The organism is Janthinobacterium sp. EB271-G4-7A (genome assembly GCF_020858075.1).
Taxonomy (GTDB): Bacteria; Pseudomonadota; Gammaproteobacteria; order Burkholderiales; family Burkholderiaceae_D; genus Janthinobacterium; species Janthinobacterium lividum.
In genome coordinates this window covers 153491-178101 of the sequence record NZ_JACYMI010000002.1, presented here as the reverse complement: position 1 = coordinate 178101, position 24611 = coordinate 153491, and the positions used below count along the sequence as shown (strand labels likewise).

Genomic DNA, 24611 nt, shown 5'->3' with positions numbered 1-24611 from the left:
CTTTTCTATGTGTCGCGGAGATGATAAAGATACTCAAATTAAGCCTTTGCGGATTCGGCCAGACTCCATGCCTTGGCTTGCAACGCCTTGGCACGATCGTCGTATTTCGAGTCAACCAACTTCATCTCATCGTCGGTCACATCTTTAAATTCACTTGTAATCAGTTCACGCGCACGGTCCGCAGACAAGGCCAGGATTGCGCCAAATTCGTCGTATGCCAGTGCTGCAAATGCTTCAACGGTCTTGATACCAGCCAGACCCAGCTTGCCGGCGGTAATGCGGTCCATGCCTTCCAGACCCACCAACGCCTCGTCCATGCCTTCCAGACCCTCTTCCGAAGCAATCGCTTCGGTAACCAGCGCATCACGCGCACGGGTACGGAGTTCATTGACGGTATCTTCGTCAAACGATTCGATTTCCAGCATTTCGGAAATTGGCACGTAAGCGATTTCTTCCAGACTGGCGAAACCTTCTTCCACCAGAATATCGGCCACTTCCTGGTCGACATCGAGCTTTTCCATGAACAGGATGCGCACGGCAGCCGTTTCCTGGGCAGCTTTGTCAGCCGATTCTTCGGCCGTCATGATGTTGATCTTCCAGCCGGTCAGGTCCGAAGCCAGGCGCACGTTCTGGCCGGAGCGGCCGATCGCGATTGCCAGGTTTTCTTCGTCCACGACGACATCCATCGCGTGTTTTTCTTCATCGACCATGATCGACGACACGTTCGCCGGCGCCAGGGCGCCGATGACGAACTGCGCCGGATCTTCCGACCACAGCACGATGTCGACGCGTTCGCCACCGAGTTCGCCAGTCACGGCCTGCACGCGCGAACCGCGCATGCCGACGCAAGTACCGATCGGATCGATGCGCTTGTCGGCCGTGTAGACGGCGATCTTGGCGCGCACGCCGGCATCGCGGGCTGCGGATTTGATCTCCAGCATGCCTTGCTCGATTTCCGGCACTTCCAGTTCGAACAGCTTCATGATGAATTCCGGCGCGGTGCGCGACAGAATCACTTGCGGGCCGCGCATGTTGCGGTCAATGCGCAAGATGAAGGCACGCACACGGTCGCCGATACGCAGATTCTCTTTCGGGATCATCTGGTCGCGTGGCAGACGCGCTTCGATCTTGCCCGATTCGACGATGGCGTCGCCGCGTTCCATGCGCTTGATGGTGCCGGTGACGAGCGAATCGCCACGTTCCAGGAAGTCGACCAGGATCTGCTCGCGTTCGGCGTCACGTACGCGCTGCAGGACGACCTGTTTGGTATCCTGGGCGAAACGGCGGCCGAATTCAACGGATTCAATCGGTTCTTCGATATGGTCATCGACTTCGATATCGGAAATCTGTTCTTTTGCCTCGAAATGCAGGATCTCCTGATCCGGCAATTGCAGGCCCGCTTCATCGGGCACGACGTGCCAGCGGCGGAACGATTCGAATTCGCCCGTTTCGCGGTCGATCGAAACGCGGATGTCTACCTCACCCTCATACCGTTTCTTCGTGGCTTGCGCCAACGCGAATTCGAGGGCGCCGAAGACGACATCTTTATCGACGTTTTTTTCGCGCGCCAGCGCGTCAACCAATAATAAAACTTCGCGGCTCATGCTTTGCGTCCCTTAAAAACCACCTGCGGCACCAAGCGTGCCTTATCCACATCCGCGAGCGTAAACTCCAACATCGCCGGACCATCCTTACCTTCAAATTCCAACGACAATTTATCGCCCACGGGTTCTTGCAAGATCCCCTGGAACGATTTCCGGTTGTTCGTACCCGGCATCGCCACCATCAGCTTGACGATGATTTCCTGGCCTGCGAAACGGACAAAGTCTTCCAGCTTGCGCACCGGACGATCCAGACCCGGGGAAGAAATTTCGAGACGCTCGTAAGGAACGTTCTCTACCGTCAACACATGCGATAACTGGTGACTCACCGTGGCACAGTCTTCGACCGTGATCGGACCTTTTTCAGCGGCATCGGCGGCGCTGAAATCAATAAAGACGCGCAGCAGTCCGCGCTCGGCACGTTCGACATCAACGAGCTCATAGCCCAGACCAATCACTGTCTTTTCAATTAATCCCAACTGCTGCAAGAAATTCTCCAGAAATAAGGCCCGTTTTCAGCATGAGAACGCCGCATTGAGCGCCGACAACATGCAAAAACACGCATTCAAGTCATATATGGCCCCTTGCGGAGCCATTACAAACGGTTCAACAAAAAAAAAATGGGCATCTGCCCATCTTCTTGTATTTTCCCAACCAGATGAAAGCACTCCCCACCAAACAACCCTGCGGAGAACTTTTATTAGGCTGCAGATTATAACCTCTTATTAACTTCGCCGCAATGCCGCACGCAAGGAGCGGCCCGGCTTACAACAGTTACAAGAGCGCGCACCCGCGGCAGATCAGCGGGCGCGCAAGAAGAAACTCTTCCCGATTAACCTTTGCTGCGGCGGCGCGGCATGCCATCCATGCCGCCACGGTCCATGCCGCCACGCGGCTGACCACCGGAACGCGCTTGCCCACCGGCACCACCGCCCGTATTGCGGCGCGGACCCGTGTTGGCGAAGCCGAATGCCGTTTGCAGCGGATCGGGCTGGCGCGGACCGCGCTGCGGCGCGCGGCCTTCGCCACCACCGGCCGGACGGCCCTGGCCTGCCGCACGCGGCGGACGACCCTGGCCTTGCGGCGAACCTTCGAACGATGCCGACGAGCGGGGTTGGCCGCCCTGGAACGGACCTTGCGGCTGGCCGCGGCCAGGACCACGCGCTTCGCCTGGACGGCCTGCGCCGCCCGGACGACCCTGGCCTTGCGGACGGGCAAACTGGCCTTGCGGCTGGCCACGGCGCGGCGCGACCGGGAAAGGATCGGCGTTGCGGTTGCTCACATCGATGCGGTTGCCATTCGGCTCGTCATCACGGCTGGCCTTGCGCGCTTCGCGGCCCTTGGCGGCGCCAGCGGCACGAGGGTCGCCCGATGCCGGCATTTTCTTTTCGATGCCGTAGGCGGTCAGCAGGTCGCGCACGGTGTTTTCATCCATCTCTTCCCAACGGCCGCGTTTCAGGCCGCTCGGCAGGGTCATGGCGCCGTAGCGGGTACGGATCAGGCGCGAAACGGTCAGGCCGATCGCCTCGAACATGCGGCGCACTTCGCGGTTACGGCCTTCGCCGATCACCACGCGGTACCACTTGTTGATGCCTTCGCCGCCGCCATCGGCGATCTTCGAGAACTGCGCCAGGCCGTCTTCCAGCTCGACGCCGGCCAGCAGTTTCTGGCGCATGCCCTCTTCCAGCTCGCCCAGGGTACGCACGGCGTACTCGCGGTCGATGCCGTAGCGCGGGTGCATCAGGCGGTTGGCCAGGTCACCGGACGTGGTAAACAGCAGCAAGCCTTCCGTGTTGAAGTCGAGGCGGCCAACGGCCAGCCACTTGCCCGCTTTCATGGTCGGCAGGCGGTCGAACACGGATGGACGGCCGTCAGGGTCGTTGTGGCTGACGATTTCGCCGGCCGGCTTGTGGTAGACCAATACGCGTGGCGGCTTCTTGCTGACGCGGCGCTGGATCAACTTGCCGTTGATGCGCACGTGGTCGCTCGGCAGGATGCGCTGGCCGATGTGGGCCGGCTCGCCATTCACGGACACGCGGCCCGAAATGATCAGGTCTTCCATGTCGCGGCGCGAACCGAGACCGGCTTCGGCCAGCACCTTGTGCAGCTTCGGCGCGTCGTCGTCGGACGTCAGGTCGCGGCGCACGGCCGCTTTCTGCACGCGGCCCGTGCCGCCCTCTTCGCTGTCGAAAGCGTCGGAAGTGACAAACGAGAACACGGCGTCAGCGTCACTGAGCTTGCCTGGCGCAGCCTGGCGGCCCTTGCCCTTCTTGCGGCTCTTGCCGGCATTCTTGCCAGCGCCCGGCACATCGTTGCGCGGACCGCGCGGCAGGCGCGGGCCGGACACGAGATTGCCTTCGGCATCGAACACGTCGGCGACAGGCGCGGCAGCTTGCTCCGCGGCAGGCGCTGCGGCAACGGCATCGGCTGCCTGCGGCGCTTCCGCGCGCGGCGGCTGGCGCAGCGCGCGTTCCGCCTGCACGCCACGCATCTGGCGCGGACCGCGGGTCGGGCGTGCTTCGGCCGGCTTGTCGGCGACGGCTTCCGGCGCCGTTTCAGCGACGGCGGCAGCGGCCTTGGCGGCGGCGCGGGCGCGCGGTGGACGCGGCGCAGGTGCGGCGACGGCTTCGGCAGCCGCTTCGGCGGCGTCGGCCACGGCCTTCAGGGCTGGCTTGGCGCGGGTTTTCTTGACGACAGGCGCAGCTTCTTCTACCGCAGCAGCGGCAACGGGCGCGTCGGCAGCCACGTCGGCTTTCGTGCGGCGCTTCGGCTTGGCAGCGGCGGTATCGCCGGCAACTGCAGCAGCAGCCGTATCGGCTTCGATCTGGGCCTTGGTGCGGCGCTTGGGCTTGGCAACGATGGCTTCGTCGCTGGCGGTTACTGTCTCGGGTGTGTTCGGATTATTCATTCTTCGTTTCTTGGCTGTGCTGACCTGGCGCAGCGTCAACCGTTAGTTCTGGCGCAGGGTCGTGAGTGTAGGCTTCGTCCGTGGGCGAAGCATCGGGGCCGGCATCAAGGCTTGCTGTCACATCTACATCTGTCACAGCCGTATTGCTACCTGCACCAAGCTGGGGGACAAGCTCATTGCTTGCCTTGTCAAAATTTTCTTGCAGGGCCGCTTCCAGGGCTTCGAGCCCATTGCCCTGCATTTCACTGATTTGCTGCAAAGGCGGCAGCTGGGACAGCGAATGCAAACCCAGGTCATCCAAAAACTGCTTGGTGGTGGCCAGCAAGGCCGGCCGCCCCACCACGTCGCGGTAGCCGATGGCATCGACCCAGCCACGGTCTTCCAGCATCTTGATCGTCTGCGAATTGACGGCAACGCCGCGAATCTCCTCGATATCGCCGCGCGTCACCGGCTGGCGGTAGGCGATGATGGCCAGGGTTTCCAGGGTCGCCCGCGAATACTTGGGCGGCCGCTCGGGCGTCATGCGATCGAGATACATCTTCATTTCCGGGCGGCTTTGAAAGCGCCAGCCCGAAGCGAGACTGACGATCTCGATGCCGCGCCCTTCCCACTCCTGCCGCAACTCTTCCAGCAATTGCTTGATCGTGTCGGCGCCGACGCCGACGCCACGCACGCGACCATTCTCGTCCGCATCGACGAACAGCTTCTTCAAGCTGTGGATCGTCAGCGATTCACGAGCGCACAGCAACGCGGTTTCGAGGACTTTTTTAGCCTCAATTGTATTCATAGCAATTCTGTGCGGATGTGTGTTGCAATTCGTATGCAGAGAAAGAAATCAAAAACGTTCATTTCAACGTAACAGATGGCAGACATCATGATGACGCCGTGCTGGGTTACTAGTTGAGGCTGTTTTTCCGACGCCTTGGCCGATGCGCGCAAAGCGGGACTAAAGCGGATGCAGTGAAAGTCCTGCCATCCATGGTGCTGGCCTTAAATAACCAGCAATGAAACGAACTCCGGAGCAGCTGCTTTTCCCGTGGCGGCGAACCAGCCAGACAGGAGAGCGACAGTCGTCGTTTCATCCAACGATGCCAATTGTACCTGATAAAAAGCGGAAAAGCGCAAAACCGGGTAAAACACGCGTTTTACCCGGCCCTGGCGCGACACATCGCCCGCACCCTGCATATCACAGGGAGGCGAGTTTCTCCGAGAGAATGGCCGATGCACCCAGGAAAGCTGGGTATTGCGCCGTGATGACGAAGGTCGGCACTTGCGAGACATAATTGGCGAAACGGCCCTTGCGCTCGAAGCGGGCGCGGAAGCCGGAACGGTCGAAACGCGCGCCCAGGCGTGGCACGATGCCGCCGCCGATATAGATGCCGCCCAGCGCGCCCAGGGTGACGGCGACGTTGCCCGCCACCGTGCCCAGCATGCAGCAGAATGCTTCGATGACGTCGTCACACAGCTGGGACTCGCCAGCCAGCGCGCGGCGCGTGATTTCCGCCGCCGGCAAGTCTTCCGCCGGCACGCCCGCGCGGTCGGCCAGGGCGCGGTAGATCAGTTCCAGGCCATCGCCGGAAATCAGGCGCTCGGCCGAGACGTGCTCGTATTCGCGCCAGGCAAATTGCAGAATGCTCACTTCCACTTCATTGAACGGCGCGAAGCTGACGTGGCCGCCCTCGCTTTGCAGGGCGATCCAGCCGCCGTGCGACGGGATCAGGCCCGACACGCCCAGGCCCGTGCCGGCGCCGATCAGGCCGATGGCCGTGTTCGGACGGGCCGTGCCCGCGCCCACCTGGTGCTTTTGCTCGTTCGACAGCTGCGGCAAGGCGCGCGCCAGGGCCGTGAAATCGTTGACCACGTCCAGGGTCGTGAAACCGCACTCGTCGCGCATGGCGCGGATCGAGAACGACCAGTGGTGGTTCGTCATGCTGAGGAAATCGCCGTCGACCGGATTGGCGATGGCGATCACGGCATGGCGCACGGCTTGCCCGCCGGCGGCGGCGATGTGCGGCAGGGCCAGGTAGGCTTGCAGGGCGGCGGACAGGCTAGGGTAATCGGCACAGGGCAACACTTCCACCAGGGTGATGTGGCCGGCGGCCACTTCCAGGGCGAAACGGGCATTGGTGCCGCCCACGTCGGCCAGCAGGCGCGGTCCATCGGCGAAGGCGGAAGTCGGCAGTACGGGAGAAGACGAAGCGCTCATGATTTTAAATGATGAAGTGGGACGCATGGGACGCCAAGCTTAAAGGATGAATGCGCCCGGAGGCAAGCAAAGTTTGTAGTTTAAGTACATCAAAACAAGCCTTTATTGGTAGTTCCACTCCAAATGCAACAGGCAGCGCCAAAATTGCTTAGAAACAATGATTTATAGTAAGTACTTGCACTCACCAGGCACGCGAAAAGCATGCTGCACAGCAGCAGGAATCACCTTGAAAGCAGAGTATGCCGGAGTTTGCGCAAAGGCGCTTTGTACGCGGCGGCGGCGGTGCGGCGCTCCCGTCCTGGCGGCGCCGCAAAGGTGTTTTCGTATTATTACTACCGTTTTTTATTGCGGGTCTTACTGCCAGCCTGGCGTGCCGGCGGCAGCCCGGATCAGGACGGCAAGCCTTCGCCCAGCAGGCTGGCGGGCGCCGGCTGGTCCGAGCGGTAGGCGGCATTCCACGCATCGAGGCCGCCATGCAGGGGCTTGGCGCGGTGAAAGCCGTGCTGGTGCAGCAGCTTGGCCACTTGCGCGGCCGTCACGTCGTTGGGACAGCTGCAATACACGATGATGTGGCGGTCCTTGTCCATGGCGATCATGGCTGGCACGGGTTCCTTGCCATTGAAAAACAAGGCGCCCGGCACGGCCGGCTCCAGCGCCTGCGCCGTGGCGCTGCGCGCGTCGACCATCAGCGGCTCTGCGCCCTGCTCTATGAGTTCAAGCAACTCATCGATGCCGATGCGTTCGATCTGCAAAGCCTGGCGGAAACGCCGGCGTTCGAGGAATTTGTACAGCAGGAACAAGCCCAGCAAGGTGGCCAGCATCAGCAAGGCCGTGCTGCCCATGGTGCTGAGCAAGTCGAGCACCTGCTGCACGCTGGCATGGAAAATCACGCCGACGATGATGCCCGTGCCGCTCCACAGCAGGGCGCCCAGGCCCGCGTACAGGAAGAACAGTCCCGGCGGCGTGCCCAGCGCGCCCGACATCGGCGCGGCCACGGTATTGAATCCCGGCACGAATTTGGAGACGATCAGGGCTTTCGGGCCCCAGCGCTTGAATTTGTCTTCCGTCTGGCTGACGCAGTAATCGGGCGACAGCGAGATGCGGCACAGCAGCCGCAGGATGCGCTTGCCGAAATGGCGGCCCGCGCGGAACCACGTGAAGTCGCTGATCAGGCAAGCGCTTAGCGCGGCGGCCAGCACCAGGCCCCCATTCATGTCGCCATCGACGGCCAGCGCGCCCGCCACCACAAGGATGGGAAAGGCGGGAATCGGCAGGCCGAGCTGCTCCACCAGCACGATGCCAAAGACAATCAGGACACCGTAATGTTCGAGCAGATAAATGAGGTTGGGCATGGCCGCTATCTTACCGTAAAAAGCCCCTTACAACTGCACGCCCTTCGGTATGGCGCTGAGCAAAGTGCGCGTGTACGGATGCACGGGATTGCGGTACAGCTCATCCGAATCGGCCAATTCCACCACTTGCCCCTTGTGCATCACCATCACCTGGTCGGCGATATATTTCACCACGGACAAATCGTGCGAAATGAAGATGTAGGACAGGCCGAATTCATCCTGCAAGTCCTGCAGCAGATTGAGCACCTGCGCCTGCACCGACACGTCCAGCGCCGACACGGATTCGTCGCAGACGAGGATTTCCGGCTGCATGGTCAGGCAGCGGGCAATGGCGATGCGCTGGCGTTGTCCACCGGAAAACTCGTGCGGATAGCGGTGGAAGGCCTGTTCCGGCAAGCCAACCTTGTCGAGCAGCCAGTAAGCCTTGGCGATACGTTCCTGGTCGTTCGCGCCGATCTTGTGGATGCGCATAGGTTCCAGGAGGATCTGTCCCACCGTAAAGCGCGGGTTCAGCGACGCATACGGATTCTGGAAGATGATCTGGATGCGGCGTTTATACGGCAAATATTCCCTGTTCGGCATGGCAATCAGATCCTTGCCGTGGAACATGGCCGTACCGCCCGTTGCCTGGTGCAGGCGCAGCAGGGTCAAGCCCACCGTCGTCTTGCCGGAGCCGGACTCGCCCACCACGCCCAGCGTCTTGCCGCGCGGCAAAGTGAACGACACATCCTTGACGGCCTGGAACTCGCGCTTGCCGAACAGTCCCTCGCGCGTGTAAAAACTTTTACTCAAGTTATTCACCACCAGCACGGGTTCGTCACCGGGCGTGTAGCCGCGCGTGCGCTGTTTCACCTCGATGCCGGGGCCCGCCTTGCCGTCCATATAATCGGCGATGACGGGCAGGCGCCATGGGCGCTCGTCCAGCGATGGGCGGCAATGCAACAGCGCCTTGGTATAACTGTCTTGCGGCGCTTCAAACACTTGCCGCACCTCCCCCGTCTCGCGCACTTCGCCGTGGCGCATGACGATCACCTGGTCGGCGATCTCGCCCACCAGGCCCAGGTCGTGGGTAATGAACAGCACGGACATCTGATGCTTCTTTTGCAGCGCCGCGATCAGGTCCATGATCTGCTTCTGGATCGTCACGTCCAGCGCCGTTGTCGGCTCGTCCGCGATCAGCAGTTTCGGTTCGCAGGCGATCGCCATGGCGATCATCACGCGCTGCTGCTGGCCGCCCGACATCTGGCTCGGGTAGGCGTCGATCTTGGTAGCCGGATCGGGTATGCCCACTTCCTCGAGCAGCGCCAGCGTGCGCGCACGCGCCTGCTTGCGGTTCATGCCCATATGCTGGCGCAACACTTCGGCGATCTGGAACCCGACCGTAAACACGGGGTTCAGCGACGACATCGGCTCCTGGAAGATCATCGAGATATCCTTGCCGCACATGGTGCGCCGCTCGGCGATCGACAATTTGAGCAGATCGCGCCCGCCAAACTGGATGCTCGAGGCGGTATCGATGATGGTGTTATCCGGGGGCAATAAGCCCATCACAGCCAGCGAACTGACGGACTTGCCGCTGCCCGATTCTCCCACCAGCGCGACGGTGCTGTTGCGCGGCACGTTGAACGAGATGCCCTTGACGGCTTCGAACGTGGTCTTCTTGTCCAGGCGGAAGGTGACGCGCAGGTCGCGCACTTCCAACAGGTTATTCTGGTCCATGAGCAACTCCTATTTCACTTTGGGGTCGAGCGCATCGCGCAAGGCATCGGTAAACAGCGAGAACGCCGTCACCAGCACGGCCATCGCCGTGGCGGCCGCTGTCAGCTGCCACCATTTGCCCAGGATCAGTTCATTTTGTGCCTCGTTGAGCATGCTGCCCCACGAGACGGTACCCACCGGCACGCCAAAGCCGAGGAAGCTCAAGATCACTTCCGCCTTGATGAAGCCCACCACGAGAATCGACATTTGCACCAAGGCAACGTGACTGACGTTGGGGAAGATGTGGGAAAACATCTTGCGCCAGTGCGAAGCGCCGATGGCGTCGGCCGCCATCACGTACTCGCGCGCCTTGTGCTTGATGTATTCGGCGCGGATCAAGCGGTACGGCCCCGTCCAGCCCGTCAACCCCAGGATCAGCACGATGGTCAGCACGCCCTTCTGCTGCAGCACGGCCGCCACCGTCAAGATCATCAGGATGGACGGAATCGACGTAAAGATGCTGTAGAACCAGTTGAAGAAGTCATCGACGACACCGCCAAAGTAGCCGGACACGGCGCCAAAAATCGTGCCCAGCACGACGGCCAGCAAGGCGGCCACCAGGCCCACGACGATCGACGTTTCGCCGCCCTTGACGGTTTTCTGCAAAATGTCATGGCCCCACTTGTCGGCGCCGAACGGCAAGGTGGCCGCCTTGTGCGTGACGAGTTTCTTGGCCTTGCCCATGCCGGCGCGCAAGGCCGTCAAGTCGTCGGCCAGCGGGTCGGTGACGCCGTACATCTCGACGCCAGCCGATGGGTTACTGCCCATCTGGGCGCGCAGTTCGGCGATATCGTCGGCCAGCGGATCGAGCACGTTGACGGGGGTGGGTGCGCTGCGCTCGTCCGTCACGGGCATCGCGCCATCAACGGCGACATCCCTGTCGGCACCCATAAACGTGGGCGGCGCATAGCTGACGGCCACTTCGTCTTCCCAGTTCGAGGCGACCAGGCCGCTGGCGGACGCCAGCACCAGCAGGAAAAAGGCGCCGACCACGGCCAGCGATACCATTGCAATCTTGTCGCCGCGCAAACGGCGCCACGCCAGGGCCCACAGGCCGGGCGATGTATGAGGTTTCGACATCGTCTCTTTCTACTTCAGTTGTACGCGAGGATCGACCGCCTGGTACAGCAGGTCGGTGAGCAGGTTGAAGAGCATGGTGGCGGCGGCGACATACACGGTGATCGCCTTGATCACCGGAAAGTCGCTGCGCTCGACGGCCAGGATCACTTCACGCCCGATGCCGGGGATGCCGAAAAAGCGTTCCAACAGGAAGGCGCCGATCAGCAGGGCCGGCAAGTTCGACATCACATAGGTAATGATGGGAATGCCGGCGTTGCGCAGCACGTGCACCCACATGATGCGGCCTTCCTTGAGGCCCTTGGCGCGCGCCGTGCGCACGTAATCCTGGTTGGCCTCGTCCAGCACGAAGGTGCGGAACAAGCGCAGGGTCGGCGCAATCGACACGGCCAGGCCGATCAGGATGGGCAAGGTGGCATAGCGCAGCAGGTTTTCCCAGAAGCTGTCGCCCCAGCCCTGCACTGGGAACAGGCCCAGTTTATAGGCGAAGCCGTACTGGAAGACGATGATGTAGACGAGGATGGAAATCGACATGCCCACCGTGCAGGCGATCATGACGGCGCGGTCCGTCAGCGAGCCGCGCACGAAAGCGATGGCCAGCGCCAGCGCCACGCCAAAGAACGTTTCCAGCACGGTCAGCGGGATCAGCACCATCATCGACGGCCCCAGGCGCGAGGTGATGATGTGCGACACGGATTCGCCCGTGGCCCAGCTCTGGCCGAAATCGAACGTGACGATCTGCTTGATGAAGATCCACAGTTGCACGTAGTACGGCTGGTCGACGCCCAGTTGCCGGCGGATGTTGGCGATGCTTTCCGCACTAGACATCTTGCCGGCCAGGATGTAGGCGGGATCGCCGCCCACCCAGTTGAACAGGATAAACACCAGCAGGACGACGCCCAGCATGGTGGGCAGCATCTGCCACAAGCGGCGCAGGATATAAGCAAACATAATGATTCCTTGTCGTTATAAGCCGCGCTTATTTGCTGGCGGGAGCCGGAGTAACAACCGGCGTACCCGTGCTGTCGATATCCATGTACGCCCATTCCTGGAACAGGATCGGGTGCTTCTTGTAGCCCTGCACCGACTTTTGCGCCAGCATGTTGCGGTAGCGCGCATAGCCGATCAGGGCGCCCGCGTTCACTTCCAGGCGGCGCGCCATCTTGTGGAACAGCTCGTCGCGCTCGGGGCTGGCAGGCATGGCCTGGCTGGCCGCGTACCACTTGTCGTATTCGGGATCCTGGTAGCAGCCATTGTTGTTCTGGTGCGTGTTCGGACCATAGAACAGCTGCATGAAGTTGTCGCCGTCCGGATAGTCGGCCAGCCATGGCGCCGTGCGCGTCTGCATCTTGCACTGCTTTTCCGTTTTTAAAATGTCGGAAAAGATCATGCGGTCGTTTTCCATGCGGATGCCCAGCGAGTTGTACGTCTTGCGCCACATTTCCGCCTGCAGCACGCCATTGGCTTCGTTGCGCGAAGCGTAGCGGATCAGCAGCGGCTTGCCGTCCGGCAAAGTACGCCAGCCATCGGCGCCCTTCTTGTAGCCGAATTTATCCAGCAGTTTGTTCGCCAGCACGGGATCGTATTGCAGCAGGGATTTGTAGTGCGGATCGTAGCCGACGACGCCAGGCGGTATCGGATAGTCGAGGCGCTTGGCCTGGCCATTCCAGATGATGCGGATTTCTTCATCGATATTGTGCGCCATGGCAATGGCGCGGCGCAGGGCGATCTTTTCCTTGCTGAAGCCACCCAAGGTCGGGTCTTCCATATTCCAGTAGTAATAGCTGATCTCAGGGTCGAGCAGGCGCGACAGTTGCACGCCCTTCTCCGCCAGTTCGGGACGCAGCTTGCCGTTCAGCAATGCTTTCGGCGCCAGCGGGCCGTCGAGCCAGAACACGTCCGTGCCGCCGCTCTGGAAGGACAGCCAGCGCGACTGGTCTTCGATCATCACGGAAATTTCGATGCGGTCGATGGCGGGAATGCGTTTACCTTGCATCTGGCGCACGATGCGCTGGTCGTCCGGGTCGTCGCCGGCCATGAAATTCCACGTTTCCGGCAAGTGTTGCGGATTGCGGTTCAGGACGATGCGGTTGCCGCGCGTCCATTCACCGAGCGTGTAGTAGCCGGTGCCGACGGGATTCGAGCCTACTTCGCCCTTCACGTCGCCGTATTTGTCCACCACTTCGCGCGCCACGGCGGCTGTCGGCACGTAGGCGAGGATCATGGGGAAATTGAAATCCGTCTTGGTCAGCGTGATGCGCAAGGTGTACGGGTCGAGGATTTCCAGGCCGGCCACCTTCTTGTTGAAGTCCAGCTTGTTCGCCTTGGCCGCTTCCTTGGCCAGGTCGTCGAGCCCCACCACCTTGCCTTCAAACAGCCAGCTGTGCGGCGAAGCCAGGCGCGGATCGAACAGTCGCTTCCACGAATACACGTAATCGGCCATCGTCAGTTCGCGGCGCTTGCCGCCAAACGCGGCGTCGGGCGTGAACAGGATGCCTTTTTTCAGGCGGATGGTGTAGGTCTTGCCGTCGGCGGATACTTCCGGCATGGCGGCGGCCGCGCCGGGCACCACCTTGACGGGGCGCGCCAGGTAATCGTAGGTGTACAGGGTGTCGAAGACGGCCTGCGTGATGTGGTTCGAATACAGGTCGCGCGCGGTGGCCGGATCGAAGCCCGTCTCGGCGGCCGGCAGGATATAGCGCAAGGTTTTGACCGGCGCGGCCGCGGCGCTTGGGGCATCGGCGGCAACGGCCGCCAGCGGCAGGGTGGCCAGGCAGGCGAGCAGCGCCACGCGCCGCATCCATGGTGACTTCATGTAATACCCTTCATCTCGATTATCTGTCGCACCGTATTGGTGCGCTTGTACTGGCTTCCCCCTGGGATACAGGATTCCACCGCCAAAACCAGTCCATCCTCGCAAGATCTATGCCTTGTTCATCGTCCGTCCCGTCTGCATGCAGGCGAGCTGGAAAAAGGCGTAACGATAACGCATATTTTGTTCGCCGGGCGAAAAGCCGCAGCAAGGGCATGGCACGCAGCCACGCCCGCCTGCCTCGTGGAGGAAATCTTCCGCAGTGCAACAAAGGCGGCTCACCACCATGAAAAACCGACTTGGTAGAAACCCTTACGGCCCAGAATGACAACGGTTTTTATGGCAGTACGGAAAATATGCGGCGCAGTGCAACATTAAAATAATTGCACATATTGAAACACATCAACATTATAAAAAACACTGTTGTTTCCATGCTGAAAGAGCATGTGTGCGCGTTGACAAGGTTTCTCGGCAAGTGGTCTTATCGATGACGGCACTTATAAAAATGCCGCCTTATCCACAGCGATTGCCGACGCAGCAATCTTTATCACCCTGGCAAAGCTGTGCCACACGAAGGCCAGCCGAGCTTACTTTCGGAGTTCAGAGAATGATGATGGAAACAGTGATATCCCGCTCCGTACGCCTGATTTTTTCGGGTAGCGTAGCAGCGCTCGGCCTTGGCATGATGGCTGCGCCGGCAATGGCGCAAGACGCCAATGTGCAACGTGTGGAAATTACCGGCTCGAGCATCAAACGGGCCACGGCCGAGACCGCATCGCCGGTACAGCTGATCACCCGCGACGACTTGATGAAATCGGGCAAGGCCACCGTCGCCGAATACCTGCAAACCCTCACCGCCGATGGCGCCGGCTCCCTGCCGACGGGCTTCGGCAACGGTTTTGCCGCCGGCTCCACGGCCATCTCGCTGCGCGGCCTGGGCGCCACCTCGACCCTGGTCTTGCTCAATGGCCGCCGCATGGCCCCGTTCGCGCGCGCCGACGATGGCCAGAAGAGCTTTACCGACCTGTCCACCGTGCCGATGCAGATCGTCGAACGCATCGAAATCCTCAAGGATGGCGCTTCGTCCACCTACGGCGCGGACGCCATCGCCGGCGTCGTCAACATCATCCTGCGCAAGGACTTCGAAGGCCTGACCCTGAAGGGCGACACGGGCATCTCCGGCGACAGCGACGCCAAACAGCACCGCGCCTCGCTGACCTTCGGCAAAGGCAACCTGGACACGGATAAATTCAACTTCGTCGTCAATGCCGAATACAGCAAATCGGACATGCTGATGAACAGCGACCGCGCCGGCCGCAAATGGATAGGCAAGGGCGACCTGCGCCCGTATGGCTATGCGATCAACACCCAGTTCGCCGGCGGCTACATCAATAGCAACAACGATGCGAATGCCGCGCCGACAGGCCTGATCCGCGACCCCGTCACCAACAACTATGTCTCCCTGCCCGGTTGCTCCACCTTGTCCGTGTCTTCGCCGCAAGATCCGAAAGGCGGCTGCGTGTGGCACCACGACCAGTTCCGTTCGATGCAGCCGAAAATCGAATCGGTCAACCTGTACACGCGCGGTACCTGGCAAGTCAATGCCGACACCCAGGTATATGCGGAAGCGGGCTACTCGAAACGCGATACGGCGTTCACCATGATCCCGCCATCGGTCACGCCCACCGTCGCCTTCCCGCCGAATGCCGGCAACAAGGCGGGCGTCATCAACTACGCTAGCGGCAGCGGCACCAGCATCGTGCTGGCGGCCAACCACCCGCAAAATCCGTATGGCGTGCCGGTGCGCGTGCGCTACCAGGCTTTCGACGTCGGCCCCAGCACGCGCAAGGCCAACAACGAGTTCAACCGCATCGTGCTCGGCGTCAAGGGCAATGCCATGGGCTGGGACTACGATGCCGGCTATACGCATTCGGAATCGAAGCTGCACCTCGATTACAGCAACATGCTGAACATGGCCGTTGTCAGGGATGCCCTGGGCGATTCCAGTCCAAAAAACCCGTATTTCCCATACTACATCGGTGCGCAGGCAAACAAGAATCCCGCCTCGCTGTACGCGGCCATGGTCACCAACGCCACCTCCGATTCCACGACCAAGCTCGACATCATCGACGTCAAGGCCACGCGCGAACTGATGCAGTTGCCGGGCGGCGCCCTGGGCCTGGCCGTGGGCGCGGAACACCGCCGCGACAAGCTCGACAATCCCTCCCTGACGGGCACGGAAGACGGCTCCATCAACGCCAGTTACGTGGCGGCCAAGGGCGACAGCAAGGTCTCGGCCGTGTTCCTCGAAGTGCTGGCACCCGTGATCAAGACGGTGGAACTGTCCGGCGCCTTGCGTTACGACAAATACGACCGTTTCTCGTCGACCACGCCGAAACTGGGCGCCAAGTGGACGCCGCTGAAAACCTTCGCCGTGCGCGGCACGTATTCGGAAGGCTTCCGCGCCCCAGGCCCCGCCGAAAGCAATGCCGATTCGCAATCGACGGGTACCTCGACCGTGACCGACCCCGTGCGCTGCCCTGGCGGCAACCGCCTGCCGGGCGCCAATGCCAGCGACTGCGAACTGCAAGTGGCGGCCGTCAAGGTCGGCGACCCCAGCCTCAAACCGGAAAAATCCAAGGGCTACACCCTGGGCCTGGTGTGGGATCCGTTCAACGATACCAGCCTGTCGCTCGATGCCTGGAAAATCAAGCGTGAAAACGAGATCAATCCGCTGCCGTACAACGAAGCGGCCGCCCTGCCGACCGCCATCCGTTCGGACAACAACCTGACCATCAATGGCGTCGTCACGCCGAACACGGGCACTTTGCTGATCACCAAGGCACCGTACCGCAACTCCAGCTTTACGGAGATCAAGGGTATCGATCTGGACGTCAAGCAGCGCGTGCGCCTGGGCGACTACGGCCGCGCCACGTTCGGCCTGACCTGGACCCACATCGCCTCATGGGTGCGGGCCGAGTCGTCCACTGTGCGCTACCAGTTCGCCGGCACGCACGGCAATTGCGATACCTCCAACTGCGCCGGCACGCCGAAGGACAAGATCAATCTCACCGGCTCGTGGGACCTGGGCAACTGGAACGTCAGCGGCGTGCTGAACTACCGTTCGGACATGAAAAATATCAAGTTTGAAGGCGACCCTTGCGCCTCCAAACTGGCGAACGGCACACCGGCGCCGAACGGTTGCAAGCTCGCCTCGTTCACCACGCTCGACCTGTCCTCCCGTTGGAACGTCAACAAACAGTTGCAACTGTTTGCCTCGATCAACAACGTGACCGACAAGATCGCTCCGCTCGACCCGCTGACCTACGGCGGCATGAGCTACAACCCGATGGATGCCAGCGGCGCCATCGGCCGCTACTTCAAACTGGGCGCCAGCTACAAGTTCTTCTAAGCTGGCACAGGCATCCTGACGCGAGGCGGTGAGCAATCACCGCCTTTTTTTCGTCGGCGACTGTGGCGCCAGTTCACTCATCCACACGCCTATTGCGCCAGCGCAAACCTTATCTCCTGCGCGCCTGTAAAACTCCCTTGCAAGCCACTTGGCCCATGACCATGCCACAGGAGTGTCAGATGACGCAAACCCGCAGTCCCTCCCCTACCTTGCGCCTGCTGTGCGCAGCCTTGCTCGGCGCGTTCGGCCATGCGGCCATGGCGCAGGAAACCGACGCAGCCGGCACGCCCGCCATGCAAAGAGTCGAAGTCACCGGTTCCTCCATCAAGCGCCTCGTCTCGGAAACGGCGACGCCCCTGTCCATCTTCAAGGCCGAGGATTTCGCCAAGCAGGGCTTGACGACGGCCCAGGAAGTGCTGGGCAGGATCCCCTCGAATGCGTCGAGCATGGGCAGCGGCAATGCCGTGGGCGGCAATACCAGCGGCTTGCCCACGGGCGGCCAGGCCAGCGCCGACTTGCGTGGCCTGGGCGGCGACAAGACGCTGGTGCTGCTCAATGGCCGGCGCATCGCCAACCATCCGTATGACGGTGCCAGTGTCGACCTGAACATCATTCCCATCGCCGCCCTGGAACGGGTCGAAGTGCTGCGCGACGGCGCCTCGGCCATCTACGGCACGGACGCCATCGGCGGCGTCATCAACTTCATCACGAAGCGCTCCGTCAACGTCACGAATATCACCGCCGAGGTCGTTGCGCCACAGCACAAGGGCGGCGGCGAGCACCGCATCAACCTGTCGACGGGCTATGGCGAGCTCGACACCGATGGCTACAATATTTTTGGCGTGCTCGACTATCACAAGCAAAAAGTGCTGACCTCGCAAGACCGCGCCTTCTCGGCCACCGGCATCGTTCCCTCGCGCGGCCTGTCCATCACCAGCGGCACGACTTTCCCCGGCAATTACTTCGATGCGGCGGCCAACGGCGGCGACGGCCTGGCCGGCAATCCCTACGCGGCCAGCGGCTGCCTGCCGCCGCTGTCGGTGCCGGCCGTGCCGGCGAATGGCACTTGCCGCCAGGATTACACGCGCCAGATCGACGACTTGCCGGCCCAGCAACAACTGGCTTTCTTCGGCAAGGGCACCTTCAAGCTCGGTGGCGGCCACCTGGCTACGCTGGAATATCTGCATTCGGAAAACAAGGTCAAGGCGCGCACGGCACCGCCGCCGCAAACGGGCTTGATCCTGCCCAGCACCAGCCCCTACTATCCGGGCAATGCGGGTGGCGTGCCAGCCCAGCCAGGCTTGTCGGGCCAGCCCCTGAGCGTCAACTGGCGTCCCGTCGAGGCAGGCCAGCGGCAAATCGATTCCACCGGCAAGGCCGACCGCCTGGTGCTGGCGCTGGAAGGCGAACTGGCGGGCTGGGATTACAAGACGGGGCTCAGCCATGCAATCAGCAAGTCGTCGGAAAAGTTCACGAACGGCTATGTGCAGGATGCGGGCTTTGCCGCTGGCGTGCTGAACGGCATCCTGAACCCGTTTGGCGTGCAGGATGCGGCCGGCAAGGCTTACCTGGCCAGCACGGCCCTGCGCGGCGAAGTGCAGAACGCCAAGGTCACCACCACGGGTGTCGACCTCAAGGGCAGCCGCGACCTGATGCAGCTGGCCGGCGGCCCGCTGGCCATCGCGCTCGGCGGCGAAGTGCGGCGCGAAAAGGCCGACTTCAACGTGAACCGCGATATCGCCGGCCAGGCCGCCAGTTCCGGCTTGTCCGGCTCGCTGTCGAAGAGCGGTGCGCGCACGATCCAGGCCGTCTTCGGCGAAATCAACTTGCCGCTGATCAAGGACCTGGAAGTGCAGCTGGCCGCCCGTTTCGACCATTACAGCGACGTGGGCAGCACCACCAATCCCAAGCTGGCCCTGCGCTACCAGGCCAGCAGCGCGCTGGTGCTGCGCGGCTCGGCCAGCACGGGTTTCCGTGCCCCCACCCTGTTTGAAAAGAATGCGCCGCCGTCGAAGAACGATACCAACGATAGCTATGACGACCCGATCTTGTGCCCCGGTGGCGTGCCGCAGCCCGGTGCCAATCCCTTGCGCGATTGCGACTTGCAGCAGTTCAAGCTACAAGGCGGCAATGAAAACCTGAAACCGGAAAAATCCACCACCTTCGCCTTCGGCCTGGTGCTCGAACCGGTGAAGGAAGTGACGGTGGCCATCGATTACTGGAACATCCATCTGAAGGACAAGATTGCATCCTTGCCCGAGCAATCGATCTTCGGCAACTACGAGAAATACAAGGCCTTGTTCCTGCGCAATCCCGACGGTTCGCCCTACGCCATTCTCGACCTGAACGACAACCTCGGTGAAGTGAAAACGGACGGCATCGATGTCAGCCTGAATGCGCGGCTGGGACGCGGCGCGTATGGCGATGTCAGCGTATCGGTCGATGGCACGTGGACCCGCAAGTACGACTACCAGAACGAGCGCGGCGGCGCCTTCATCGCCAACGTGGGCCGCTATGCGGACAACAATCCCGTGTTTCGCTGGAAGCATACGGCGGCGCTGAACTGGCGCAAAGGTAACTGGGGCGCCACCTTGTCGCAATCGTTCAAGTCCGGCTACACGGACCAGAATCTGGTCGCGCCGCCATACCGGCACGATGTGCCCTCGTACAGCCTGCTTGGGCTGTCGGGCAGCTATACGTGGAAAGGCTTGCTGCTGACGGCCGGCGTGAAGAACCTGCTGGACAAGGAGCCGCCGTTTTCGAACCAGGGCACCTTGTTCCAGAAAGGCTATGACCCGCGCTATACGGACCCGATCGGGCGCGCCTGGTACCTGCGCGGCAGCTATACGTTTTAAGGAGAGAAATTCAGATCGGCAAATAAAACAGGCAGCGCTGGCAACAGCGTAGCAGCGACAGAAAAGCGGCGCCATCAGCGATGATGTGCGCCGTTTTATTTTACGCATCTGAGCAAGTCTGACAAGGGTTCGCGATACTTTATTACTGAAGGATTATAAAAAAAACAGGGAAATGTTGCATTTCGTCCAAAAAGTCCGCGCGAAATTGACAATCTGAATCGTGAATGTTTTGATGAGGGCCCTGAAAATTTACAGAATTTTCATTGGTGGATTTTCAAAAAGGCAAATAAATTGTTGGTTAGCAACAAGTTATTTCAAAATAATTGCCGCCTTTATCACAATAACAAGGAATTTCAGATGATGATAGAAAATGTAATATCGCGGTCGCTGCGCCTGATGTTTGCAGGCGGCATGGCCCTGAGCATGCACGCCGCGTATGCACAAGAAACAACAGATAGCCCCATGCAACGCGTGGAAGTCACGGGTTCGAGCATCAAGCGTCTGGCATCGGAAACAGCGCTGCCGATCACCTCGATCAAGGCCGACGATTTCGCCAAGCAAGGCTTGACGACGGCGCAAGAAGTCCTGTCCACCATTTCCATGAACCAGAGCTCGCAAAGCAGCTCGCAATCCGTTGGTTCCGGTACTGGCGGCCAGTCCGTCGCCGACCTGCGCGGCATCGGCGGCGACAAGACCCTGGTCCTGCTGAACGGCCGCCGTATCGCCAGCCACCCGTTCAACGGTTCGTCTGTCGACCTGAACATCATCCCGATTTCCGCCCTGGAGCGCGTCGAAGTGCTGCGTGACGGCGCTTCCGCCATCTACGGCACCGACGCCATCGGCGGCGTGATCAACTTCATCACCAAGCGTTCCGTCAAAGGCGGCTCCGTCACGGTCGAACATTACGAGCCACAGAAATCGGGCGGCGGCGACGAGTCGCGCCTGAACCTGTCCGGCGGCTATGGCGACCTGAACAAAGATGGCTTCAACGTCTTCGGTGTTGTCGACGTACATCGCCAGTCGGCGCTGAGCACGGCCGACCGTTCCTTCTCGAAGAGCGGCTACATCCCGAGCAAGGGCGTGGATAACCTGAGCGGCACCACCTTCCCGGCCAACTTCTACGATACGGGCAATGGCCTGATCGGCAACCCAGCCTTTGCCGGCGGTTGCGTGGGTGAAAACCTGTACAAGAATACCTCGGGCAAGAGCACGTGCGCCATGGATGTCACGCCATTCATCCAGGCCATTCCGAAAACCCAGCAGGAATCCTTCCTGGGCAAGGCCAGCTTCAAGCTGAACCAGGATCACCTGGCCACCATCGAATACCTGCACTCGCGCAGCACCAACGAAGCGCGCATCTCGCCGCCGCCGATGTCGAACATCGGTATCCTCATGTCGTCGAGCTCGCCGTACTACCCGGGCGGCAGCGGCGGTGTGCCAGCCATGGCAGGCCTGTCGGGCGAGCCGCTGGACATCAGCTGGCGTCCAGTGGCGTCGGGCCAGCGCAGCGGTTTCGACACCAGCACCTCGGATCGCCTGGTACTGGCTTCCGAAGGCGTCCTGGGCGCATGGGACTACAACGTCGGCCTGAGCTACTCCGTCAGCAAGGCCACCAGCGCCTTCACGGGCGGCTACCTGAATGACCAGCGCATCATCGACGGTATCGGCAATGGTATCCTGAACCCTTTCGGCGAGCAAAGCGCCGCCGGCCAGGCCTACCTGAATGACTCCGTCCTGAAAGGCGAGTACCTGAGCGCCAAGATGACCAGCACTGCGGTCGACGCCAAAGTCAGCCGTGAGCTGTTCACCCTGCCGGCAGGCGCCGTCGGTTTCGCCGTCGGTACGGAATTCCGCAACGACAAGGCGGAATACAATGTGAACCGCGACCTGGCTGGCCAGGCATCGAGCTCCGGCTACGCCGAAGCGCAGAACCAGTCGGGCAGCCGCAACATCGCCGCCATCTTCTCGGAACTGAGCATTCCTGTCGTGAAAGACCTGGAACTGTCTCTGGCAGCCCGTTATGACCACTACAACGACGTCGGCGGCAGCTTCAACCCGAAAGTCGGCGTGCGCTGGCAGCCAACGAGCCAGGTGCTGCTGCGCGGCTCCTACAACACAGGTTTCCGCGCGCCAACGCTGTATGACCTGCATGGTCCGCAAACCAAGACCTTTACGGCCAACAAGTATGACGATCCACGCCTGTGCCCAGGCGGCGTACCGATCCCTGGCGCCAACAGCAACGTCGCCTGCGGCGCGCAGCAATACATCCGTTCGGGCGGTAATCCGGACGTCGGCCCGGAAAAATCGAAAACCTTCAGCGCCGGTATCGTCATCGAACCGACGAAATCGCTGACCGTCTCGCTCGATTACTTTAAAATCAAGCTGCGCGACAAGATCGGCACCGTGGCCGAACAGACCCTGTTCGACAACTACGATAAATATCAAAGCAACTTCATCTACACGGCTGACGGCAAGCTCGATTACGTGCTGGCGACCCTGGGCAACCTTGGCGAAATGCACACTTCGGGCATCGACCTGGGCCTGAACTGGAAATTGCCACGCAGCCAGTACGGCAACTTCACCTTCAACTTCGATGGCACCTGGGTACAGAAGTATGAGTACCAGAATGAGCGCGGCGGTGAATTCGTGCAAAACGTGGGCGTGTATGGCGACAATGCACCGGTATTCCGCTGGAGACACAATGCCTCCCTGCAATGGAATATGGACAAGTGGAATGCCACGCTGTCGAACAAGTACATGAGCGGCTACCGCGACCAGAATTATGTCGATCCGCAATTCGAGCAAAGCGTCAAGGCTTACTCGGTATGGTCGCTGTCGGGCGCGTACTCGGGCTTCAAGAACACCGAAGTCACCGTGGGCGTGAAAAACCTGCTGAACGAAGATCCACCGTTCAGTAACCAGATCGGCACATTCCAATCCGGCTACGATCCGCGTTACGCTGATCCGCTGGGCCGTACTTTCTACGTGCGCGCTACCTACAAGTTCTAAGTACACCTGTCATAAGCTACTGCGCGTCGCGATTTGCGGCCTGCGATGCTCACTGTGCTCAAGCACAGTTCCGCGTCTCGGCCGCAACTTGCTGCCGCTCGCTACGCTTCTGTCAGGCGTCTTGAATGCATTAAAAAAGCCCGGAAAGCTTAGCTTTCCGGGCTTTTTTTCATGCTGCGCGCCACGTTATTCCGCGTCGCCCTGCAAGCGGCGCTGCTTGACGGCCGCCGCCAGGTTTTCCAGCACGGCCACGCTGGCGCTCCAGTCGATGCAGCCATCCGTGACAGACTGGCCATAGATCAATTCCTTGCCCGGGATCAAATCCTGGCGTCCCGCCACCAGGTGCGATTCCACCATCACGCCAACGATGCGGCCATCGCCCGCCGCCACCTGGCTGGCGATGTCGGCGCACACGGGGATCTGGTTTTCCGGTTTTTTCGAGCTGTTCGCATGCGAGGCGTCGATCATCAGGCGCGCCGCCAGGCCTTGTGCCGCGATCGCCTTGCACGCCTCGTCCACGCTGGCTGCGTCATAGTTCGGGGTTTTCCCGCCGCGCAAGATGATGTGGCAATCCTCGTTGCCGTTGGTCGAGACGATGGCCGAGTGGCCGCCCTTCGTGACGGAAAGAAAATGGTGCGGCTGCGAGGCGGCCTTGATGGCTTCCACGGCGATCTTCACATTGCCGTCCGTGCCATTCTTGAAGCCGACCGGACAGGACAGCCCCGACGCCAGCTCGCGGTGCACCTGCGATTCCGTCGTGCGCGCGCCGATGGCGCCCCAGCTGATCAGGTCGGCGATGTATTGCGGGCTGATCACGTCGAGGAACTCGGTGCCAGCCGGCAAACCCAGCTCATTGATATCGCGCAACAGTTCGCGCGCCATGCGCAAGCCGTCGTTGATGCGGAAGCTGTTGTCCATGTACGGATCGTTGATCAGGCCCTTCCATCCCACCGTGGTGCGCGGCTTCTCGAAGTACACGCGCATGACGATTTCCAGTTCGCCCGCGAAACGCGCGCGCTCCTTGACCAGCAGACGCGCATATTCCATGGCCGCCTTGGTATCGTGGATGGAGCAAGGCCCGATCACCACCATCAGGCGGTCGTCCTGGCCATGCAGGATACGGTGCAGGGCAATGCGGGCGCTGGCAGCGGTCTGTTCGGCTTGCTCCGAGCAGGCAAATTCGCGGATCAGGTGGGACGGCGGGGTCAATTCCTTCATTTCGCGAATACGCAAATCATCGGTGCGGGGCATCATTTTCTCCAAAATTTAAGGATGGGTAAAACATCTGGGTAAAAAAAAACCGCCATGAGTGGCGGTTTTTTAGAATTTGCTGGGATCTCGTTTTGCTGCTACGTGAACCGACCGCTACTCCACCGCCTTTGGGTTGGAATTGCTAAAGTAAAAATAAGCGGTAAAAAAGTGGCGAGCGAACATGCGAGTCATCCGTAAGTGATGAACGACTATAAACCTAAATTGCAAGGGTTGGCAAGCATATTTGTCGGCAAAGCCGCATGCCACCGCCGTTTTACACTGCACAACACGCAAAAAAGCATAAAAAGTTGCGCGCTATGACTCTCGCTGTGCATCTGCGCTGTGACTCTGCATACCGGACGCCACCGCT

14 protein-coding genes are annotated in these 24611 nt (G+C 60.9%); 3 read left to right on the top strand and 11 right to left on the bottom strand.

All coding sequences use genetic code 11. The features are described 5' to 3' along the window. Positions 1-38: 38 nt before the first annotated feature. The 10 genes from nusA to IGS58_RS18270 form a co-directional block, all read right to left on the bottom strand. Positions 39-1604: a transcription termination factor NusA gene (gene nusA, locus IGS58_RS18315; RefSeq protein ID WP_034782529.1), complete on the bottom strand. Its 1566-nt coding sequence runs from the start codon at positions 1602-1604 to the stop codon at positions 39-41. Next, on the bottom strand, positions 1601-2089 hold the full coding sequence (gene rimP, locus IGS58_RS18310; RefSeq protein ID WP_034782527.1) for a ribosome maturation factor RimP: 489 nt from the start codon (positions 2087-2089) through the stop codon (positions 1601-1603). Before rimP ends, nusA begins: the two co-directional genes overlap by 4 nt. Positions 2090-2433: 344 nt before the next feature. Further along, positions 2434-4509 (bottom strand): 23S rRNA pseudouridine(2605) synthase RluB, encoded by a 2076-nt coding sequence (gene rluB / locus IGS58_RS18305; RefSeq protein WP_230522311.1) that lies wholly within the window; start codon positions 4507-4509, stop codon positions 2434-2436. Continuing rightward, positions 4502-5296: an SMC-Scp complex subunit ScpB gene (scpB, locus tag IGS58_RS18300; protein ID WP_034782524.1), complete on the bottom strand. Its 795-nt coding sequence runs from the start codon at positions 5294-5296 to the stop codon at positions 4502-4504. Before scpB ends, rluB begins: the two co-directional genes overlap by 8 nt. Positions 5297-5695: 399 nt before the next feature. Then, positions 5696-6715, bottom strand: a complete 1020-nt coding sequence (locus IGS58_RS18295) for a glucokinase (protein WP_034782520.1) — start codon at positions 6713-6715, stop codon at positions 5696-5698. A 389-nt stretch (positions 6716-7104) separates the two neighbouring features. After that, a complete protein-coding gene (locus IGS58_RS18290) occupies positions 7105-8067 on the bottom strand; it encodes a VTT domain-containing protein (RefSeq protein WP_070260501.1) in 963 nt (320 codons plus the stop codon). A 27-nt stretch (positions 8068-8094) separates the two neighbouring features. Continuing rightward, positions 8095-9786: an ABC transporter ATP-binding protein gene (locus IGS58_RS18285; RefSeq protein ID WP_230522310.1), complete on the bottom strand. Its 1692-nt coding sequence runs from the start codon at positions 9784-9786 to the stop codon at positions 8095-8097. Between the two features lie 9 nt (positions 9787-9795). Next, positions 9796-10905, bottom strand: a complete 1110-nt coding sequence (locus IGS58_RS18280; RefSeq protein WP_230522309.1) for an ABC transporter permease — start codon at positions 10903-10905, stop codon at positions 9796-9798. A gap of 9 nt (positions 10906-10914) precedes the next feature. Next, positions 10915-11853, bottom strand: a complete 939-nt coding sequence (locus IGS58_RS18275) for an ABC transporter permease (RefSeq protein ID WP_230522308.1) — start codon at positions 11851-11853, stop codon at positions 10915-10917. Positions 11854-11881: 28 nt separating this feature from the next. Continuing rightward, positions 11882-13717 carry an ABC transporter substrate-binding protein gene (locus IGS58_RS18270; protein WP_083299791.1) on the bottom strand — a complete coding sequence of 612 codons (1836 nt, stop codon included), beginning with the start codon at positions 13715-13717 and terminating at the stop codon, positions 11882-11884. A 679-nt stretch (positions 13718-14396) separates the two neighbouring features. Between IGS58_RS18270 and IGS58_RS18265 the strand changes: the two genes are divergently transcribed. The 3 genes from IGS58_RS18265 (at position 14397) to IGS58_RS18255 (ending at position 22990) form a co-directional block, all read left to right on the top strand. Further along, entirely contained in the window at positions 14397-17126 is a 2730-nt protein-coding gene (locus tag IGS58_RS18265) for a TonB-dependent receptor (protein WP_230522307.1), read from the top strand. A gap of 179 nt (positions 17127-17305) precedes the next feature. Continuing rightward, the gene (locus IGS58_RS18260) at positions 17306-19981 is read left to right on the top strand and encodes a TonB-dependent receptor (protein ID WP_230522306.1); all 2676 of its coding nucleotides are present in this window, start codon (positions 17306-17308) and stop codon (positions 19979-19981) included. A gap of 357 nt (positions 19982-20338) precedes the next feature. Then, positions 20339-22990 carry a TonB-dependent receptor gene (locus IGS58_RS18255; RefSeq protein WP_070280979.1) on the top strand — a complete coding sequence of 884 codons (2652 nt, stop codon included), beginning with the start codon at positions 20339-20341 and terminating at the stop codon, positions 22988-22990. A gap of 186 nt (positions 22991-23176) precedes the next feature. Here the strand turns inward: IGS58_RS18255 and aroG are convergent, their stop codons facing one another. After that, on the bottom strand, positions 23177-24241 hold the full coding sequence (gene aroG / locus IGS58_RS18250; RefSeq protein WP_092612071.1) for a 3-deoxy-7-phosphoheptulonate synthase AroG: 1065 nt from the start codon (positions 24239-24241) through the stop codon (positions 23177-23179). Positions 24242-24611 lie beyond the last annotated feature (370 nt).